Source organism: Pseudomonas sp. P8_229 (genome assembly GCF_034008635.1).
Taxonomy (GTDB): Bacteria; Pseudomonadota; Gammaproteobacteria; order Pseudomonadales; family Pseudomonadaceae; genus Aquipseudomonas.
Genome location: NZ_CP125378.1, coordinates 4,431,340 through 4,448,169 on the forward strand (window position 1 = coordinate 4,431,340; position 16,830 = coordinate 4,448,169).

12 protein-coding genes are annotated in these 16,830 nt (G+C 60.2%); 3 read left to right on the plus strand and 9 right to left on the minus strand.

Going from position 1 to position 16,830, the window contains the following annotated elements; translation table 11 throughout:
• Nucleotides 1-54: 54 nt before the first annotated feature.
• The 5 genes from QMK55_RS20000 to QMK55_RS20020 form a co-directional block, all read right to left on the minus strand.
• The gene (locus QMK55_RS20000; RefSeq protein WP_008082262.1) at nucleotides 55-756 is read right to left on the minus strand and encodes an ABC transporter ATP-binding protein; all 702 of its coding nucleotides are present in this window, start codon (nucleotides 754-756) and stop codon (nucleotides 55-57) included.
• Nucleotides 757-1,524, minus strand: coding sequence for a high-affinity branched-chain amino acid ABC transporter ATP-binding protein LivG (livG, locus tag QMK55_RS20005; protein WP_102358566.1), 768 nt, complete (start codon nucleotides 1,522-1,524; stop codon nucleotides 757-759).
• Complete coding sequence (locus tag QMK55_RS20010) at nucleotides 1,521-2,777, minus strand: high-affinity branched-chain amino acid ABC transporter permease LivM (RefSeq protein ID WP_102358565.1); 1,257 nt, start codon at nucleotides 2,775-2,777, stop codon at nucleotides 1,521-1,523. The genes livG and QMK55_RS20010 overlap by 4 nt, the downstream gene beginning before the upstream one ends.
• Nucleotides 2,774-3,697, minus strand: a complete 924-nt coding sequence (gene livH, locus QMK55_RS20015) for a high-affinity branched-chain amino acid ABC transporter permease LivH (protein WP_003222384.1) — start codon at nucleotides 3,695-3,697, stop codon at nucleotides 2,774-2,776. The genes QMK55_RS20010 and livH overlap by 4 nt, the downstream gene beginning before the upstream one ends.
• A 230-nt stretch (nucleotides 3,698-3,927) precedes the next feature.
• On the minus strand, nucleotides 3,928-5,055 hold the full coding sequence (locus QMK55_RS20020; RefSeq protein ID WP_102358564.1) for a branched-chain amino acid ABC transporter substrate-binding protein: 1,128 nt from the start codon (nucleotides 5,053-5,055) through the stop codon (nucleotides 3,928-3,930).
• Nucleotides 5,056-5,407: 352 nt separating this feature from the next.
• Here QMK55_RS20020 and QMK55_RS20025 point away from each other — a divergent pair, with 352 nt between their 5' ends.
• Nucleotides 5,408-5,713: a DUF2288 domain-containing protein gene (locus QMK55_RS20025; RefSeq protein ID WP_102358563.1), complete on the plus strand. Its 306-nt coding sequence runs from the start codon at nucleotides 5,408-5,410 to the stop codon at nucleotides 5,711-5,713.
• Between the two features lie 313 nt (nucleotides 5,714-6,026).
• Here QMK55_RS20025 and QMK55_RS20030 read toward each other — a convergent pair whose 3' ends face one another.
• Nucleotides 6,027-8,225 (minus strand): hypothetical protein, encoded by a 2,199-nt coding sequence (locus tag QMK55_RS20030; protein ID WP_320329827.1) that lies wholly within the window; start codon nucleotides 8,223-8,225, stop codon nucleotides 6,027-6,029.
• 197 nt (nucleotides 8,226-8,422) lie between these two features.
• On the opposite strand from QMK55_RS20030, the gene QMK55_RS20035 reads away from it, so the two are divergent.
• Entirely contained in the window at nucleotides 8,423-9,319 is an 897-nt protein-coding gene (locus QMK55_RS20035; protein ID WP_178082167.1) for an NAD(P)-dependent oxidoreductase, read from the plus strand.
• Here QMK55_RS20035 and QMK55_RS20040 read toward each other — a convergent pair.
• Both QMK55_RS20040 and QMK55_RS20045 read right to left on the minus strand, forming a co-directional pair.
• The gene (locus QMK55_RS20040; protein WP_320329828.1) at nucleotides 9,210-11,492 is read right to left on the minus strand and encodes a bifunctional diguanylate cyclase/phosphodiesterase; all 2,283 of its coding nucleotides are present in this window, start codon (nucleotides 11,490-11,492) and stop codon (nucleotides 9,210-9,212) included. The genes QMK55_RS20035 and QMK55_RS20040 overlap by 110 nt on opposite strands.
• Nucleotides 11,493-11,640: 148 nt before the next feature.
• A complete protein-coding gene (locus tag QMK55_RS20045) occupies nucleotides 11,641-12,009 on the minus strand; it encodes a YkgJ family cysteine cluster protein (protein WP_320329829.1) in 369 nt (122 codons plus the stop codon).
• Between the two features lie 301 nt (nucleotides 12,010-12,310).
• On the opposite strand from QMK55_RS20045, the gene QMK55_RS20050 reads away from it, so the two are divergent.
• Nucleotides 12,311-13,660, plus strand: a complete 1,350-nt coding sequence (locus QMK55_RS20050) for a spinster family MFS transporter (RefSeq protein ID WP_102358559.1) — start codon at nucleotides 12,311-12,313, stop codon at nucleotides 13,658-13,660.
• 161 nt (nucleotides 13,661-13,821) lie between these two features.
• On the opposite strand, the gene rapA is transcribed toward QMK55_RS20050, so the two are convergent.
• Nucleotides 13,822-16,668: an RNA polymerase-associated protein RapA gene (gene rapA / locus QMK55_RS20055; protein WP_320329830.1), complete on the minus strand. Its 2,847-nt coding sequence runs from the start codon at nucleotides 16,666-16,668 to the stop codon at nucleotides 13,822-13,824.
• Between the last annotated feature and the right edge of the window lie 162 nt (nucleotides 16,669-16,830).

A 16,830-nucleotide genomic window follows, 5' to 3' on the forward strand; every position in this document is an offset into this window, starting at 1 on the left:
AATTCAAAATACAAAAAAACGGCCCGAGGGCCGTTTTTTTGTTGGGCGAATGCATCATCCGCCGAGGTACGCCTCGCGCACTTTCGGGTCGGTCAACAGCGCTTCACCGGTGCCTTGCATCACTACGCGGCCGTTCTCCAGAACGTAGGCGCGGTCAGCGATTTTCAGCGCCTGGTTGGCGTTCTGCTCGACCAGGAACACCGTCACACCGTCTTTGCGCAGCATTTCGATGATGTCGAAAATCTGCTGGATGATGATCGGTGCCAGACCCAGCGACGGCTCGTCGAGCAGCAGCAGCTTCGGCTTGCTCATCAACGCACGGCCGATGGCGAGCATTTGCTGTTCGCCGCCGGACATGGTGCCGCCGCGCTGGTTGAAGCGTTCTTTCAGGCGCGGGAACAGGCCAAGGACCTTGTCCATTTGCTCCTGATAGTCGCCCTTGTCGGTGAAGAAGCCGCCCATGGACAGGTTTTCTTCGACGGTCAGACGGGCGAACACCCGACGACCTTCCGGCACCACCGCGATGCTTTTGCGCATGATCTGCGACGAGTCCTGGCCGACCAGTTCCTCACCCATGTAGCGGATGCTGCCGCTGTGCGCCTGCGGTGAACCGCAGAGCGTCATCAGCAGCGTGGACTTGCCGGCACCGTTAGCGCCGATCAGGGTCACGATCTCGCCCTGACGGACTTCGACGTTGACACTGTGCAGGGCCTGGATCTTGCCGTAGAAGGTGGAAACGTTTTCGAACTGCAGCATTTACGCTTCCCCCAGGTAGGCTTTGATCACTTCAGGATTGTCGCGGATCTGTTCCGGCGTGCCGTCAGCCAGAGGCGTGCCCTGGTTGATCACGACGATGTGGTCGGAAATGCTCATGACCAGTTTCATGTCGTGTTCGATCAGCAGCACGGTCACGTTGTGCTCTTCACGCAGCACGCTGATCAGCGCCTTGAGGTCTTCGGTTTCCTTCGGGTTCAGGCCGGCCGCCGGTTCGTCGAGCATGAGGATCCGTGGACGGGTCATCATGCAGCGGGCGATTTCCAGACGCCGTTGCTGACCGTAGGCCAGGGTCCCGGCGGTACGGTTGGCGAACTCCTTGAGGTTGACCTTTTCCAGCCAGTACTCGGCATATTCCATCGCCTCGCGCTCGCTCTTGCGGAACGAAGGGGTCTTGAACAGGCCGGCCAGGAAGTTGGTGTTCAGGTGACGGTGCTGGGCGATCAGCAGGTTCTCGACCGCCGTCATGTCTTTGAACAACCGCACGTTCTGGAAGGTGCGCACCACGCCCTTGAGGGCGATCTTGTGGCCCGGCAGGCCCTGGATCGGCTCGCCGTCCAGCAGAATGCTGCCGCCCGATGGCTGGTAGAAACCGGTCAGGCAGTTGAACACGGTGGTCTTGCCCGCGCCGTTCGGCCCGATCAGCGCCACCACTTGTTTTTCCTTGACGGTCAGGGCCACGCCATTGACCGCGAGCAAGCCGCCGAAGCGCATGCTCAGGTTTTCGACCTTAAGAATCTCGCGGCTCATTTGCGCAACTCCATGTGTGGGCGTTGCATTGGCAGCAGACCTTGTGGACGCCAGATCATCATCAACACCATCAGCGCACCGAACATCAACATCCGGTATTCGCTGAACTCACGCATCATTTCCGGCAACAGGATCATCACCACGGCCGCGAGAATCACGCCCAGTTGCGAGCCCATGCCACCCAGCACGACGATGGCGAGGATGATCGCCGACTCGATGAAGGTGAACGATTCCGGGGTCACCAGACCCTGACGGGCGGCGAAGAAGCTGCCGGCGAAACCGGCGAAGCTCGCACCCAGGGTGAATGCCGACAGCTTGATGATCGTCGGATTCAGGCCCAGTGCGCGGCAGGCGATTTCATCTTCACGCAGCGCTTCCCACGCACGGCCGATCGGCATGCGCAGCAGGCGGTTGATGATGAACAGCGCCGCCAGTGCCAGCAACAGCGCAACCAGGTAGAGGAAGATCACCTTGTTGATCGAGTTGTATTCGAGGCCGAAATACTCGTGGAAGGTTTGCATGCCTTCCGCCGCTTTACGTTCGAAGGTCAGGCCGAAGAACGTCGGTTTCTCGATGTTGCTGATGCCGTTCGGACCGCCGGTGATGTCGGTCAGGTTGCGCAGGAACAGACGGATGATCTCGCCGAAGCCCAGGGTCACGATCGCCAGGTAGTCACCGCGCAGACGCAACACCGGGAAGCCCAGCAGGAAGCCGAACGTCGCCGACATCAGGCCGGCAATCGGCAGGCAGATCCAGAAGCTCAGGCCGTAGTAGTGCGACAGCAGCGCATAACTGTAGGCGCCGACGGCGTAGAAGCCGACGTAACCCAGGTCGAGCAGACCGGCCAGACCGACCACAATGTTCAGGCCAAGGCCGAGCATCACGTAGATCAGGATCAGCGTTGCGATGTCCACCGCGCCACGGGAGCCGAAGAACGGCCAGACCAGTGCACCGAGGATCAGCGCGATGATGATGTAGCGTTGGGTGGTCGGCAGGGTCAGGAAGTTGCTGGCCTTGGCCGGGATCAGCGGCAGGCTCGGCGAGGATTTCCACGCCTTGCTGATCTGCTGGTTGAACAGCACGCGCAGGAACATCAGCACCGAGCACACGGCGATGGTCGCCAGAATGGCCGGGCTGGTGCCGTGCACTTCGAGGTTGATGCCGACGATGGTCAGTTTCAGACCCAGTACCGGATACGCAACCGCCCAAACCAAGAGCGCACTGAAGAGTGCTTGCTTAAGATTTTTAGTCATACTTTCTCAACCTCCGGACGGCCCAGAATGCCGGTCGGACGGAACAACAGCACCAGAACCAACAAGCCGAAAGCCACGACGTCCTTGTACTGGTCGCCGAAGATATCGGCACCAAAGGCTTCCGCCACCCCAAGCACCAGCCCGCCGAGCATGGCGCCGGGGATGCTGCCGATCCCGCCCAGTACTGCGGCGGTGAAGGCCTTGAGGCCGACGAGGAAACCGGCGTTCGGGTTGATCACGCCGTACTGCATGCTCAGCAGCACAGCCGCAACGGCCGCCAGCGCAGCACCAATGACGAAGGTCAGGGCGATGATGTTGTTGGTGTTGATGCCCAGCAGGTTGGCCATCTTGATGTCTTCGGCGCAGGCGCGGCAGGCGCGGCCCAGGCGAGAGCGAGAGATGAACAGCGTGAGGCCGAGCATGGCGACCAGGGTCACCACGAACACCACGATTTGCATATAGGAAATCAGCACTTCATGTGCACCACCTGGCCCGATGGAGATGTTGCCGGGGATCAGGTTGGGGATGGATTTATCCTTGGAGTCTTGCGCCAGCAGAACCGTGTTCTGCAGGAAGATCGACATGCCGATGGCGGAAATCAGCGGGATCAGACGGTTGCTGCCGCGCAGGGGGCGGTAGGCGATCCGTTCGATGCTGTAACCGTAGGAACTGGTGACAACGATGCTCGCGATAAACGCCGCGGTCATCAACAGCGGGACGTTGTCGATTCCCATCATGGCCAGCCCGGCGATGGCGATGAACGCCACGTAGGAGCCAATCATGTACACCTCGCCGTGGGCGAAGTTGATCATTCCAATGATGCCGTAAACCATCGTATAGCCGATGGCGATCAGGGCATACGTGCTGCCAATGGTCAGGCCATTAACCAGCTGTTGGAAGAAGTGATAGATGTCAGGCATTACAACGCTCCTAAAAACCTGATACGCATTTCACTGGTGGAGTCATTTTCCCGCCCGGCCCCGTGGATCTATATCCACTTCGAATCCGGGTTTTGCCAGCGAACCGCTGATGACGGTTTTGAGATTTTCAGGTGGGGAGACTGGCGGATCACGCCAGCGCGGCCCATACATTCGTAAAACAAAGCCCACGGCACGCCGTGGGCTTTATTGGCAGTCAGTCAGGGCGCGCCTTACTGAGGCGAAACTTCAGTTTTCGGTTTGCCGAAGTGCCACTCGTAAACCACAAATTTGAAGTCCTTCAGGTCGCCCTTGGCGTCGAAGCTCAGGTCGCCGGTAGGGGTCTTGAAGGAGCCTGCGTGAATGGCTGCGGCCACTTTTGCCGGGTCTTCGGATTTGGCTGCGGTGATACCGCCGGCAATCACTTCAACCGCCGAGTAGGAAGGGAACACGAACGGGCCGCTCGGATCTTCTTTCTTCGCCTTGAATGCATCAGCCAGGGCAACGTTGGCCGGATCCTGGTCGAAGGATTTCGGCAGGGTCACCAGCAGGCCTTCGGAGGACTCTTTGGCGATCTGCGAAATGGAGTCGTTACCCACGCCTTCCGGACCCATGAACTTGGCTTTCAGACCTTTTTCCTGGGCTTGACGCAGGATCAGACCCAGCTCCGGGTGGTAGCCGCCGTAGTAGACGAAGTCGACGTTGGCTTGCTTGAGCTTGGAGATGATCGAGGAGAAGTCCTTGTCGCCAGCGTTGATGCCTTCGAACACCGCCACTTTGACGTTCTTGCTTTCGAGGGTTTTCTTCACCGCGGTAGCGATGCCTTCACCGTATTGCTGCTTGTCGTGCAGTACGGCAACGATTTTCGGCTTCACGTGGTCGGCGATGTAGTTACCGGCGGCAGGGCCCTGGGCGCTGTCCAGACCGATGGTGCGGAAGACCATTTTGTAACCACGGGCGGTGATGTCCGGGCTGGTCGCAGCCGGGGTGATCATCACGACGCCTTCGTCTTCGTAAATGTCCGAAGCAGGCTGAGTGGAGCTGGAGCACAGGTGACCGACCACGAACTTGACGCCGTCGTTGACGACCTTGTTCGCGACCGCTACGGCTTGTTTCGGATCGCACGCGTCATCGTATTCAACGGCTTCGAGCTTCTTGCCGTCGACGCCGCCCTTGGCGTTGATCTGCTCGATGGCCATTTTCGCGCCACTGAACTGCATGTCGCCGTATTGGGCTACCGGGCCGGTTTTAGGGCCGGCGATACCGATCTTGATGGTGTCAGCTGCGAACGAATGGCTGGCAACCCCGGCCAGAACCATAGCGGCAAACAGTTTGGAAATCTGCTTAGTAGCCTTAGTCATAGTGCTCCACTCTTACTGTTGTAATTTTTTTTGAGTTCTGGCGCCGTAGCAGCAGAACCGGGTCAGATATCTTTGCGATACCCTCCGGAAATGCCCCCGGCAACTGTACCGGTACAGTGTAGAGCGCCGGTTGTTGGCCTGGGAAGCTGGCGCCAGGGGGCAAAACTTGTGGGTGTCGCATTTTTGAATGAAAAATACAGAATTGCGGCGGGGCTTTCGAGGGGCTTATGCCCCAAACACAGCATTCCTTGGCGTTCCTGCTCTTTTCGTTCGGTGAAGCGTTTTGCAACCGGGTTTTTCTGCCGGACCACCGACGTTATCATTCGCGTCGATTTCTTTTCCGGACAGTCCCATGAATCAAGAACCTAGCACCCTCTATGCCAAGCTGCTTGGTGAAACCGCATCTATTACCTGGAAAGAGCTGGAGCCGTTCTTTGCCAAGGGTGCCCTATTGTGGGTCGATCCAGCCCTGGATTTGATCGCCGCCGCTGAGGCCGTGGCATCGGATGATGGCGAGAAAGTCGCCGCCTGGCTGGCCGAAGACAAGGTCGCCAAGCTGTCTGAAACGCGGGCGCTGGATCTTTTCGAGCGCGATCCCGAGCTGTGGGCGGTGGTGGTGAGTCCGTGGATTCTGATCCAGGAAAGGGCGCCCGCCTGAGTGGTTGCACTTAGATGGTGCGAGCGTCGTGCGAAGGAAAGTGTGTAGCCGAGTAGCGTGATGGCACGTTGCCGTAGAGAAATGCCACATGCGTGGGTGGCATCACGGTGACGTAAACGTAACGGGAACAGTTTATTGAGCAGCCTGCGGGCTGCTTAATTGTTTCTGGATGTTGGAAGGGCTGAAATCTTTGGTGAATGTACCGGCCCCTTCGCGAGCAAGCCCGCTCCCACAGTTGAATGCATTCCGTCAGTGAAAATGCGGTCTGCTGTGGGAGCGGGCTTGCTCGCGAAGGGGGCGACTCGGTTCGTGATCAGACCGTGAACGTCTTGCCCGTATGGTTATTCAGCGAAATAACCTTGGTCTTGCCAATCCGGTGACGATAAATCTCGCGCAGATATTTGATCGACTTTTTCACGCAATCACGCGACAAACGAATGTCATTGATCGAGACGAACTTGTCTTTGTCATTGATCAGCTCGCGGTACTTTTTCTCGTACATCGGCTTGATCGCGTACCAGTTGGTGTCGAGGATCTTCGCCGGGTTCTCGAACTCGTTGAGCAGATCGTCGATACGGTCTTCGTCGAATTCTTCATTGATGATGAAGTCGAGGATCGAGTTGTCCAGGGTCTCGTCGAAACGGTACGGGGTCTTCGCAAAGCAGCGCTTGATGAACGCCACGATCAACGTCAGGAAGTCGTCCGACAGGCACGGGCTCTTGGCGATCAGGGTGGTCAGCGACAGGTTGGCCGACGCACCGATCACCAGCGCGTAGCGCTTGAGCGTGGTGTTGGGGAACAGGCTGTTGAGGTGGGTCTTCAACCGGTTCAGGTCCATGTAGGACAGCTTGTAGTCTTTGGGCAGCGAGACGATCGAGACCACCGACGAGCAGTTCTTGAAGAAGTGCAGGTCGTGCAGGGCGGCGGCGTCGTAGCCGGAATTCTTGTACTGCTCCAGCGAAGCGCGATAACGCTTGGATTCGATCGGCAGCAGGCTGATGCCTTCGATCGCCTGGGTAACCTTGTTGAAGTGCGGCAAGTCGATCGAGCGGAAGAACAGGTCGTCGATGTTCAGGCGCTGCGGCTCTTTGTCGAACACCTTGAACTTGTCGCTGCTCGGCGGCGGGGTTTCCGGCACCACCGATTCGGCGTAGGCGATCGCCACCGGGCCGGCCAGGCTCATGAACAGGTCGTTGGCGTCCAGGCGAATGGTTTCGCCGATGTCGATGCCGGCGCGACGGAAGTAGTTCTGGTCGTAGTCGGTGGTCACCGCCTGCGCCGTCAGAATGTTGAAGATCTGCTGCGAGATGTACTGGTTGGCGTGCTTCTCCATCGCATTGACATCAATGTTCTGGATGTTGCCGTCATCGCTCTCTTCGGCGTAACGCATGATGTCGTTGGAGATCAGCATCATCGCGTTCCATGGGCGGATGCGGCCCATGACGCTGGCTTCGCTGCTGTCTTCATTGGCGAAGTTATAGGAGAAATCCCATTCTTCCGAGAGGTATTTGCACAGCAGGCGACCAGCGTTGATGTGCAGCGCCTCGGACATTTCGCTGCGGTGGTCGGAAATGTTCGGCAGCACGCAGATACCGCTGGTGAAGATCGGCTCGAACACGAACGAATGCCCGCTCTTGCCGTCATGCTCGTCCATCGGCTTGGTGTCGAACGTTTTGTTCATGTACGAGTGCTGCTGGGCCAGGCCGAATTCCGAGGCCATGCCCGAACCGGTACCGCCGCCGGCACTGAAGATCGAGAAGTACAGGCGCGACTGGTTGGCCTTGATGCCGCAGCTGTCGATCAGGTACGAGTGGATCATTTTCCAGTCGGGGCTGGAGAAGCGCTGGGTGTCCTTGTTGAGGATGATCTTGGCCAGGTACTGGCCGAGGATCGGCGCGTTACCGGCGCCACCGGCGTGGACTTCGGACAAGTCCATGATCTTCATTTTGCTGTAGTCGCGCAGGAACCCGCTTTTCTCGCCCTTGCGCGAGAAACGGATGCGCCCGGCGATGTCCTTGTCGAGGTCGCCGAGCATTACCAGCGGTTCGACCAGAAACACCGGTTTGCTCGATTTGTTCGGGCCGATCCGCAGGTTGTTCTTGATCCACTGCGCCGGGCTGTAGCCCTTGTCGGCCAGTCGCCGATCCGCTGCGCGGTCTTCGTTGTTGAATTCGTTGAGGTAGAACTTGCGCGCGTTGTACACCAGCTCCGCGACGTCGAGGGCGATGTTGGAGCCGCAGCGACCGAGGCCGATCAGGCACACCGACGGGAATTCCTGGTCGTTGTGCTGCTCGTTGTCGCCTTCCAGGTGCGGCGGGCGCGGGAATACGAGGTCACGCAGGCCATCGAGGTTGTCGAGGATGCGGTCGGTGTTGGTTTCGGTGTAATAGAGATATTGGTGAGTGCCCAGCGGGCGCGAAGGAGGCAATGGCTTCATCGGTGCCGGGCTGTTCGCCGCAGGACTCAGAGTCAGGTCGGATACCGCAGTGGCGGGATTGTTTTTAGAAGTCATTGTGCGCCATATACCTGGACAGGGTTGGCTCGGCGACCGTTGTCATCGAGCCTCACGGAAAGAGGATCTCGCGTCTTTGACTGCGCGTATTTGGCCCGGGCGTCAGGGGCTTGGCCTGATCGTCGCGCGGGGGAATCCTTTCCTGATCGTTCATGAATCGGCCATTATTCGGTGATCTTTAATCGAAAAGAGGCAAAATGATGTCAACGCTACCTCCGTTGGGCTTTGCCGGAATTGGCCTGATGGGCCTGCCGATGTGCCACCGTCTGCTGGCGGCGGGTTACCCGCTGACCGTGTGGAATCGCAACCCGGCCAAGTGCGCGTCATTGGTCGAAGCCGGCGCCCGGCAGGTAGCGACCCCGGCTGAACTGTGCGAACACGCGGACGTGGTGATGCTCTGTCTGGCCGACACGGCGGTGGTGCGCGAGGTGGTGTTTGGTGTCGGCGGCGTCGCTGAAGGGGCGAAAAAAGGCCAGTTGCTGGTGGACTTTTCCAGCCTCGAACCGACCGCCACTCGCGAGATGGCGGCCGAGTTGGCAGACAGGTCTGGCATGGCCTGGCTCGATTCACCGGTGTCCGGCGGGGTGGTCGGCGCCGAGGCGGGCAGCCTGGCAATCATGGTTGGCGGTGCAGCGGCGGATCTGCAGCGAGTACGCGCGGTGCTGCTCAACCTCGGTCAGCGCGTCACCCACATGGGCGGCATCGGCGCCGGGCAAGTGACCAAGGCCTGCAACCAGATGATCGTCGCTTGCAATGCGCTGGTGATTGCTGAAGCGGTGGCGCTGGCCGAGCAGGCCGGGGTCGATGCCAGCCTGATCGCCGAAGCGCTGGCCGGTGGTTTTGCCGATTCGAGACCGTTGCAGATCCTCGCCCCGCAAATGGCCGAGAGCCGTTTCGAGCCGGTGAAATGGCACGTGCGTACGTTGCTCAAGGACCTCGATACTGCGGTGAAGTTTTCGCGTGAACAGGGTTCGGCGACGCCGATCAGCGGATTGGCCGCACAACTGATGCGCCTGCATGGGGCGCAGGGCTTTTTGCAGAAGGATCCAGCGACACTGGTACAAATGTACCGCGCGCCAGACTCAGCGGATTGACCGCGTGGGAGTGTTTGCGCTGGTTGATCTCTTCCAGCACCGGGCGTAACTCATCCAGCGGCACTGGACGGCTGAGCAGGTAACCCTGAATGAAGTCGCAACCTGAACGCTCAAGAAACTCGTACTGCTCCAGGCTTTCCACGCCTTCGGTCACCACTTGCAAATGCAGGGTGTGGGCCATGACGATGATTGCCTGAACGATCTCCATGTCGGCGGTTGCCGTGGGGATGTCGAGGATGAACGAACGGTCGATCTTCAGCGTGTTGAGCGGCAGGCGCTTGAGGTAGGCCAGTGACGAATAGCCGGTGCCGAAGTCGTCGATCGACAGCGACACGCCGAGGGCGCGGATCTGCCGCAACAGCACCAGGGTGTTGGCGATGTTGCCCATCAGCGCGTTTTCGGTGACTTCCAGTTCCAGCCGCTCGGGTGCGACCCCGGCGCTGCGCAGCGCACTTTCGATTTCATCGGCCAGCTCTTCCCGGGCGAGGTTGAGCGGCGAGCAGTTCCAGGCGATTTTCAGTTCGTCGCAGCCATGGCGCGTCAGTTCGCCAAGGTCCGTGCAGGCTCTGCGCAACACCCAGTTGTCCAGTTCGGCGATCAGGCCGTTGGTTTCGGCAATTGCAATGAAACGGTCCGGAGCCAGCAGGCCATGCACCGGGTGCTGCCAGCGGATCAACGCTTCGAGTTTGGTGACCCGGCCGGTTTTCAGTTCGAAGATCGGTTGGTAATACAACGTCAGCCCGTTTTCCTCACGCAGGGCCTGGCGCAATTCTTCTTCCAGTTGCAGCTCCAGGCTGGCGCGGGTTCTCAGGTTCGAACTGAAAAAATGCAGGCCGTTACGCCCGGCTCCCTTGGACTGATACAGCGCCAGATCCGCGTGCTTGAGCAGCTCGTCGCAAGTGCTGCCGTCGTCGGGGAACAGGCTGATGCCGATGCTGGTGGTCATCACCATACGGCGCCCCGCCAGTTCGATGGGCTCCTTCATTTTCAGCATGATCCGTTGCGCCATGCTGCGCGCCTCTTCACGGTCATGCAGGCCGATCAGGATGCAGAACTCGTCGCCACCGAAGCGTGCAACCACGTCTTCGTGGCTGCGCACCGAGCCTTTGATGTGATTGGCGATGACTTTGAGCAAGGCGTCACCGGCGTCATGGCCGAGGCTGTCGTTGATCCGCTTGAAGTGGTCGATGTCGAGAAACATCACCGCGAGCATGCCGCCCTCGCTGGTTTTCTGGCTGAGTTTCTCGGCGAAGATCTGGTTGAAACCGCGACGGTTGATCAGGTTGGTCAGGGCGTCGTAGTTGGCCACATGTTGCAGCGACATACGCGCCTGATCGAGCTGGCTGAGCAGGGCGTTGACCCGGCGCAGGTCGTGTTCCTTGCTTTGCAGCTTCTTGTCGGCCAGCGCCGCGCTGATCGCGCTGCCGAGAATCAGCAGAATGATCAGCGCGATTGTCAGGCCCAGTTGCAGGTGATTGGTTTCGGTACTCAGGGTCGGCGCAGCGCCTTCGGGCAACACCAGATCCAACGCGGCCATCCCGGTGAAATGCATGCTGATGATGCCGGCGCCGAGGATCATCGCGGCGGTGTATTTGAGCAAATGAAGGAAACGCCCGTTGCCTTCACGCAAACAACCGGCGACCCACAGCGCGGCGAAGCTGGCGCCGATGGCAATCACGATCGACAGGCAGAACAGCAGCGGCTGGTAGTAAGCGGTGGCCACCGAGTGCATCGCCGCCATGCCGACGTAATGCATGCCAGCGATGCCCAGTCCGATGACGATGGCGGTTTTCAGGTAGTGCACCAGGCTGGGCTGCGGATGACTCAAGGTGTGCATCGCCAGCCACGAGGCGAGCAGGGCGATCAGCAGGGAAAACAGAGTGATCGCCAGGTCGTAATGGATTTCTATCGGTGTCTGGAACGCCAGCATGGCGATGAAGTGCATGGCCCAGATGCCGCCGGCCAGGCAGGTGGCGCCGATCCAGCGCCAGACCCGTCGCGAGCCCGGATCTTCGGCATGGCCGACCCGTTCGGCCATGTCGAGGGTGGCAAAACTCGCGGCGCAGGCGACCAGATAGGCCACCAGCACCAGCAAGGGGTTATGTGTGCAATCGAGAATGACCTGCCCGCTCTCCGGCAGCTCGGTAACAAACTGCAAACCAAGCCACTCCATAGCATGCCCCGTCTCTGAAGTCGTCCCTACTGCGTCTTCAACGCAGGCGAATGAGAGGAGTATAGAGGCGGTTTTTATAGTGCAAGCGATAGTGGCACATTGCATTCAACGATTTCGGCATGAGCCTCATAGCGATTGGCGCTAAGCGTCACGCGCTCTGGTCGTAGGGAATCTCGGCCCAGCCAGGTTGCAGGGGCGGCAGGCCGAAGCGGGCACGCGCCTTGTCGCAATCGACATTCTGCTCGCCGTTTTCCCAGGATGACTCGAATTCACGGCAGGGGCTGGAGCGTTGTTCGTAAATCGAGCATTGCACCTGGCTGCCCACTTCGCCGACCAAAGCCGTGCAACGTGGCGATTTGCAGTCGGTGCCGTTCATCGCCACCCGGCTGGGGCTGATCTGGGTGACCAGTTCATCGGGCACCGTACCGCCGGAGGAAGCGCATTCACCCCAGAAAAAAGACACACGAAAATGGGAACAACAGGCACCGCAATTCAGACACGGACTGACTTCGGACATGGGGGAGGGCATCAAAGGGATTGATCGGCGAATCCGGACGGATCCGGCGGCTATTCTAGGCTTCGCCGTGAACTTGGGAAGGGGGGCGCGAAAGTATTTTTTTGTAGCCGGGTTTTGCCGTGAAAGCCCCGGTTTATGGGGGATTGCTGAGTTATCAAGGGCTTACGTTTCGTTACAGTGCCATGGCCCGACATCAGGCTTGCGAATGATCACAGACAGCCCCGATCCGCCTGTCTAGATTGCAGGTTCCGGGCTCGGATGCGACGGCAGTGAAGCCCCATGACAATAAAGAGACGGACCCATGCAGAACTCGACCCAAGCGGCGAATGCCTGGCGCATTCTGTTCCTGTTGTTCCTTGCCAACCTGTTCAATTTCTTCGACCGCACCATTCCGGCGATCATCATCGAGCCGATCCGCATGGAATGGCACCTCAGCGACTTCCAACTGGGGATCGTCGGCACTGCATTCACTCTGGTGTATGCGATTGCCGGCCTGCCATTAGGCCGGATGGCCGATACCGGTTCGCGCAGCAAACTGATGGGCTGGGGTCTGGCAACCTGGAGCGCGCTGACGGCAGTCAACGGTCTGGTCGGCAGTTTCTGGAGTTTCCTGCTGGTGCGCATGGGCATCGGCATTGGCGAGGCCAGTTACGCCCCGGCGGCCAACTCGTTGATCGGCGACCTGTTCCCGGCGCACCGCCGGGCACGGGCGATGGGCATTTTCATGCTCGGCTTGCCGTTGGGCCTGCTGCTGGCGTTTTTCACCATCGGCGCGATGGTCAAGGCGTTCGACAGCTGGCGTGCGCCGTTCTTTATTGCGGCGGTGCCGGGGCTGATTCTGGCGATATTCATGTTCTTCATTAAAGAGCCGAAGCGCGGTGCGGCGGAAACCGTGCAGGTCTCGCAGGAGCGAGTCGACAAGCCGATCCGCCGCGTTCTCGCGGTGCCGACCTTCCTCTGGCTGGTGATGGCGGGTTTGTGCTTCAACTTCGCCACCTATGCCTGCAACTCGTTTCTGGTGCCGATGCTGCAACGGTATTTCCTGATGCCGTTGCAGGAGGCCGCCGTGGCGACCGGGGTGATTGTCGGCGTTACCGGGTTGATTGGCCTGACCCTCGGCGGCTGGATCGCCGACAAGATTCATCAGCGGGTCGCCAATGGCCGGCTGTTGTTTGCCGGCTTCAGCCTGATCATCTCGACCGTGTGCACAGCGTGGGCGCTGCACGCAGGGCGGGTCGAGATCGGCGTGTTCGTCGCGGTGTTCAGCGTCGGCTGGCTGTTTGCCTACAACTTTTACACCTGCGTCTATACGGCGATTCAGGACGTGGTCGAACCGCGCCTGCGGGCTACGGCGATGGCACTGTTCTTTGCTGGACTGTATCTGCTCGGCGGCGGACTGGGGCCGGTGGTGGTGGGGGCGTTGTCGGATCACTTCGCCAAATCGGCGATGTTCTCGGCGGGGGCTGAGCAGATGACCGAGGCGTTCAAGGCGGTGGGGCTGCATGACGCGATGTACCTGATCCCGGTTGCGCTGTTCTTCACCATGGTGTTTCTGTTTCTGGCGGCGCGGTGTTTTGTGCGCGATGCGCAGCGGATGAGGGAGGGGTTGGTGGCGGTGAGTGAGCCTGATGTTGCTGTGGCGACTGCATAATTGCTATCGCGAGCGGGCTCACTCCTACAGGGGAGTGCATTCCAACTGTAGGAGTGAGCCTGCTCGCGATAGGGCCTTCAGCATCACCCGATAAACAGCAGACAAACAAAAAGGCCCGCATCACTGCGGGCCTTTTCATTTACAACGGTGGAGCAGGGGCCTTAGCCCGCCACCAACACCCGGATCGCTTCCAGACGCAGCGCCGCTTTATCGAGCATTGCCAGACCCTGTTCACGCTGCTTGCGCAACGCATCCAGTTCGCTGTCGCGTACGGTCGGGTTGACCGCTTGCAACGCGGTCAGGCGCGCCAGTTCTTCTTCGGTATCGGCAGCCAGACGACGACGGGCCTCGGCCACGCGCTCGGCGTGACGCGGGGTGATCTTGTCTTCACCAGCGTTGATCCGTGGCGTCAGCTGATCGCGTTGGGCCTGGATGAACTTGTTGGCGCTGGCACGCGGTACGCTTTCCAGCTGATCGTTCAGCGTTTCAAACGAGACCCGTGGCGACAGGTCGTTGCCGTTGGCGTCGAGCAGGCAGCGCAGCGCGGCCGGCGGCAGGTAGCGGCCCAGTTGCAGCGAGCGCGGGGCAACCACTTCGCTGACGTAGAGCAGTTCCAGCAGCACGGTGCCCGGTTTCAGTGCCTTGTTCTTGATCAGCGCGACGGCGGTGTTGCCCATCGAGCCGGACAGCACCAGGTCCATGCCGCCCTGCACCATAGGGTGTTCCCAGGTGATGAACTGCATGTCTTCGCGCGACAGTGCCTGATTGCGATCGTACGTGATGGTCACGCCTTCGTCGTCGCCCAACGGGAAGCTGGCGTCGAGCATCTTCTCGCTCGGCTTGAGGATCAGGGCGTTTTCCGAGTGGTCTTCGCTGTCGATGCCGAACGCGTCGAACAGGGTTTCCATGTAGATCGGCAGGGCGAACTGATCGTCCTGCTCGAGGATCGCCTCGACCAGCGCGTCACCTTCGCCAGCGCCCCCGGAGTTGAGTTCCAGCAGGCGGTCGCGACCGGTGTGCAGCTCTTGTTCCAGACGCTCGCGCTCGGTGCGCGCTTCGTCGATCAGCGCTTGCCACTCGCCGTCGTCAGCTTCTTCGAGCAGCGGCAGCAGGCGCGGGCCGAACTGATGCTGCAAGGCGTTGCCGGTCGGGCAGGTGTTGAGGAACGCGTTCAGCGCTTCGTTGTACCACTGGAACAGACGCTCTTGCGGGCTGGTTTCCAGGTACGGCACGTGCAGCTCGATGATGTGCTTCTGGCCGATCCGGTCGAGACGGCCGATACGCTGCTCGAGCAGGTCCGGGTGCGACGGCAGATCGAACAGCACCAGGTGGTGAGCGAACTGGAAGTTGCGACCTTCACTGCCGATTTCCGAGCAGATCAGCACCTGCGCGCCGAACTCTTCGTCGGCGAAGTAGGCGGCGGCGCGGTCACGCTCGAGGATGTTCATGCCTTCATGGAACACCGTGGCCGGGATGCCGGAGCGCACGCGCAGGGCGTCTTCCAGGTCCATCGCGGTTTCGGCGTGGGCGCAGATCACCAGCACTTTGGTGCGCTTGAGCATTTTCAGCTGATCGATCAGCCACTCGACACGCGGGTCGAATTTCCACCAGCGCTCTTCTTCACTGGCGTCCGGCTGGGCCTGGAAGCTGACTTCCGGGTACAGCTCGGCGTGATCGCCCAGCGGTAGTTCGAGGTATTCGTCGGGGCACGGCAGCGGGTATGGGTGCAGTTTGCGTTCAGGGAAACCCTGCACGGCGGCGCGGGTGTTACGGAACAGCACGCGGCCGGTGCCGTGGCGGTCGAGCAGCTCACGCACCAGACGGGCGCTGGCTTCGGTGTCGCCATCGTTGACCGCGGTCAGCAGCGCTTCGCCTTCGTTGCCGAGGAAGCCGTGAATGGTTTTGTGCGCTTGGGGCGACAGGCGCCCCTTGTCGAGCAGTTCCTGAACGGCCTCGGCCACCGGGCGATAGTTGTCGCTCTCGGCGCGGAACGCGGCCAGGTCATGGAAACGGTTTGGATCGAGCAGGCGCAGACGGGCGAAGTGGCTGTCCTGGCCGAGTTGTTCCGGGGTGGCGGTGAGCAGCAGCACGCCAGGAATGACTTCGGCGAGTTGCTCGACCAGCGAATATTCCGCGCTGGCCTTTTCTTCGTGCCAGACCAGGTGGTGGGCTTCGTCGACGACCAACAGATCCCAACCGGCGGCGAACAGAGCGTCCTGCGCCTTTTCGTCTTCGACCAGCCACTCCAGCGCCACCAGCGCCAGTTGGGTGTCTTCGAACGGGTTGGCGGCATCGCTTTCGATGAAGCGTTCTTCGTCGAACAGCGCAACCTGCAGGTTGAAGCGGCGGCGCATTTCCACCAGCCACTGATGCTGCAGGTTTTCCGGCACCAGGATCAGCACGCGGTTGGCGCGGCCCGAGAGCAACTGGCGATGGATCACCAGGCCGGCTTCGATGGTTTTACCCAGACCCACTTCGTCGGCCAGCAGAACCCGTGGCGCGATACGGTCGGCGACTTCACGGGCAATGTGCAACTGGTGCGCGATCGGTTGCGCACGCACGCCGCCCAGGCCCCAGAGCGAGGACTGCAACTGGCGGCTGGTGTGTTCCAGGGTGTTGTAGCGCAGGGAGAACCACGCCAGTGGGTCGATCTGCCCGGCGAACAGACGGTCGCTGGCCAGACGGAACTGAATGAAGTTCGACAGTTGGGTTTCCGGCAGGGTAACCGCTTCGTTCTGCCCGTTGAGGCCGTGATAGACCATCAGCCCGTCGACGTCGTCGACTTCGCGCACGGTCATCTTCCAGCCTTCGAAGTGAGTAATGGTGTCACCCGGCGAGAACCGCACGCGGGTGAGCGGCGCATTCCGTAGCGCGTACTGGCGGGTTTCGCCAGTGGCCGGGTAAAGCACGGTCAACAAGCGGCCGTCCTGTGCCAGAACGGTGCCTAAACCAAGCTCTGCTTCGCTGTCACTGATCCAGCGTTGCCCCGGTTGATACTGCTGCGCCATGCTGCCTGACTCCCACCTTGAAAAAGCGGGCTATCTTAACGGAATGAGGCCCCGAGGCCAAAGGATTAGGAGCAGTTGGAAGCTTTTAGCTACGCGCCGCAAGCTGAGGCAAGAGGCGGTCATGCGTTGGTTTTATGAGGGAGAGGGGCACCTGTGAGTGCC

What these genes read in the sequence shown, in the direction of transcription:
- QMK55_RS20000 (WP_008082262.1), bottom strand. Translation starts at nt 756, where the DNA reads ATGCTGCAGTTCGAAAACGTTTCCACCTTCTACGGCAAGATCCAGGCC.
- livG (WP_102358566.1), bottom strand. Translation starts at nt 1,524, where the DNA reads ATGAGCCGCGAGATTCTTAAGGTCGAAAACCTGAGCATGCGCTTCGGC.
- QMK55_RS20010 (WP_102358565.1), bottom strand. Translation starts at nt 2,777, where the DNA reads ATGACTAAAAATCTTAAGCAAGCACTCTTCAGTGCGCTCTTGGTTTGG.
- livH (WP_003222384.1), bottom strand. Translation starts at nt 3,697, where the DNA reads ATGCCTGACATCTATCACTTCTTCCAACAGCTGGTTAATGGCCTGACC.
- QMK55_RS20020 (WP_102358564.1), bottom strand. Translation starts at nt 5,055, where the DNA reads ATGACTAAGGCTACTAAGCAGATTTCCAAACTGTTTGCCGCTATGGTT.
- QMK55_RS20025 (WP_102358563.1), top strand. Translation starts at nt 5,408, where the DNA reads ATGAATCAAGAACCTAGCACCCTCTATGCCAAGCTGCTTGGTGAAACC.
- QMK55_RS20030 (WP_320329827.1), bottom strand. Translation starts at nt 8,225, where the DNA reads ATGACTTCTAAAAACAATCCCGCCACTGCGGTATCCGACCTGACTCTG.
- QMK55_RS20035 (WP_178082167.1), top strand. Translation starts at nt 8,423, where the DNA reads ATGATGTCAACGCTACCTCCGTTGGGCTTTGCCGGAATTGGCCTGATG.
- QMK55_RS20040 (WP_320329828.1), bottom strand. Translation starts at nt 11,492, where the DNA reads ATGGAGTGGCTTGGTTTGCAGTTTGTTACCGAGCTGCCGGAGAGCGGG.
- QMK55_RS20045 (WP_320329829.1), bottom strand. Translation starts at nt 12,009, where the DNA reads ATGTCCGAAGTCAGTCCGTGTCTGAATTGCGGTGCCTGTTGTTCCCAT.
- QMK55_RS20050 (WP_102358559.1), top strand. Translation starts at nt 12,311, where the DNA reads ATGCAGAACTCGACCCAAGCGGCGAATGCCTGGCGCATTCTGTTCCTG.
- rapA (WP_320329830.1), bottom strand. Translation starts at nt 16,668, where the DNA reads ATGGCGCAGCAGTATCAACCGGGGCAACGCTGGATCAGTGACAGCGAA.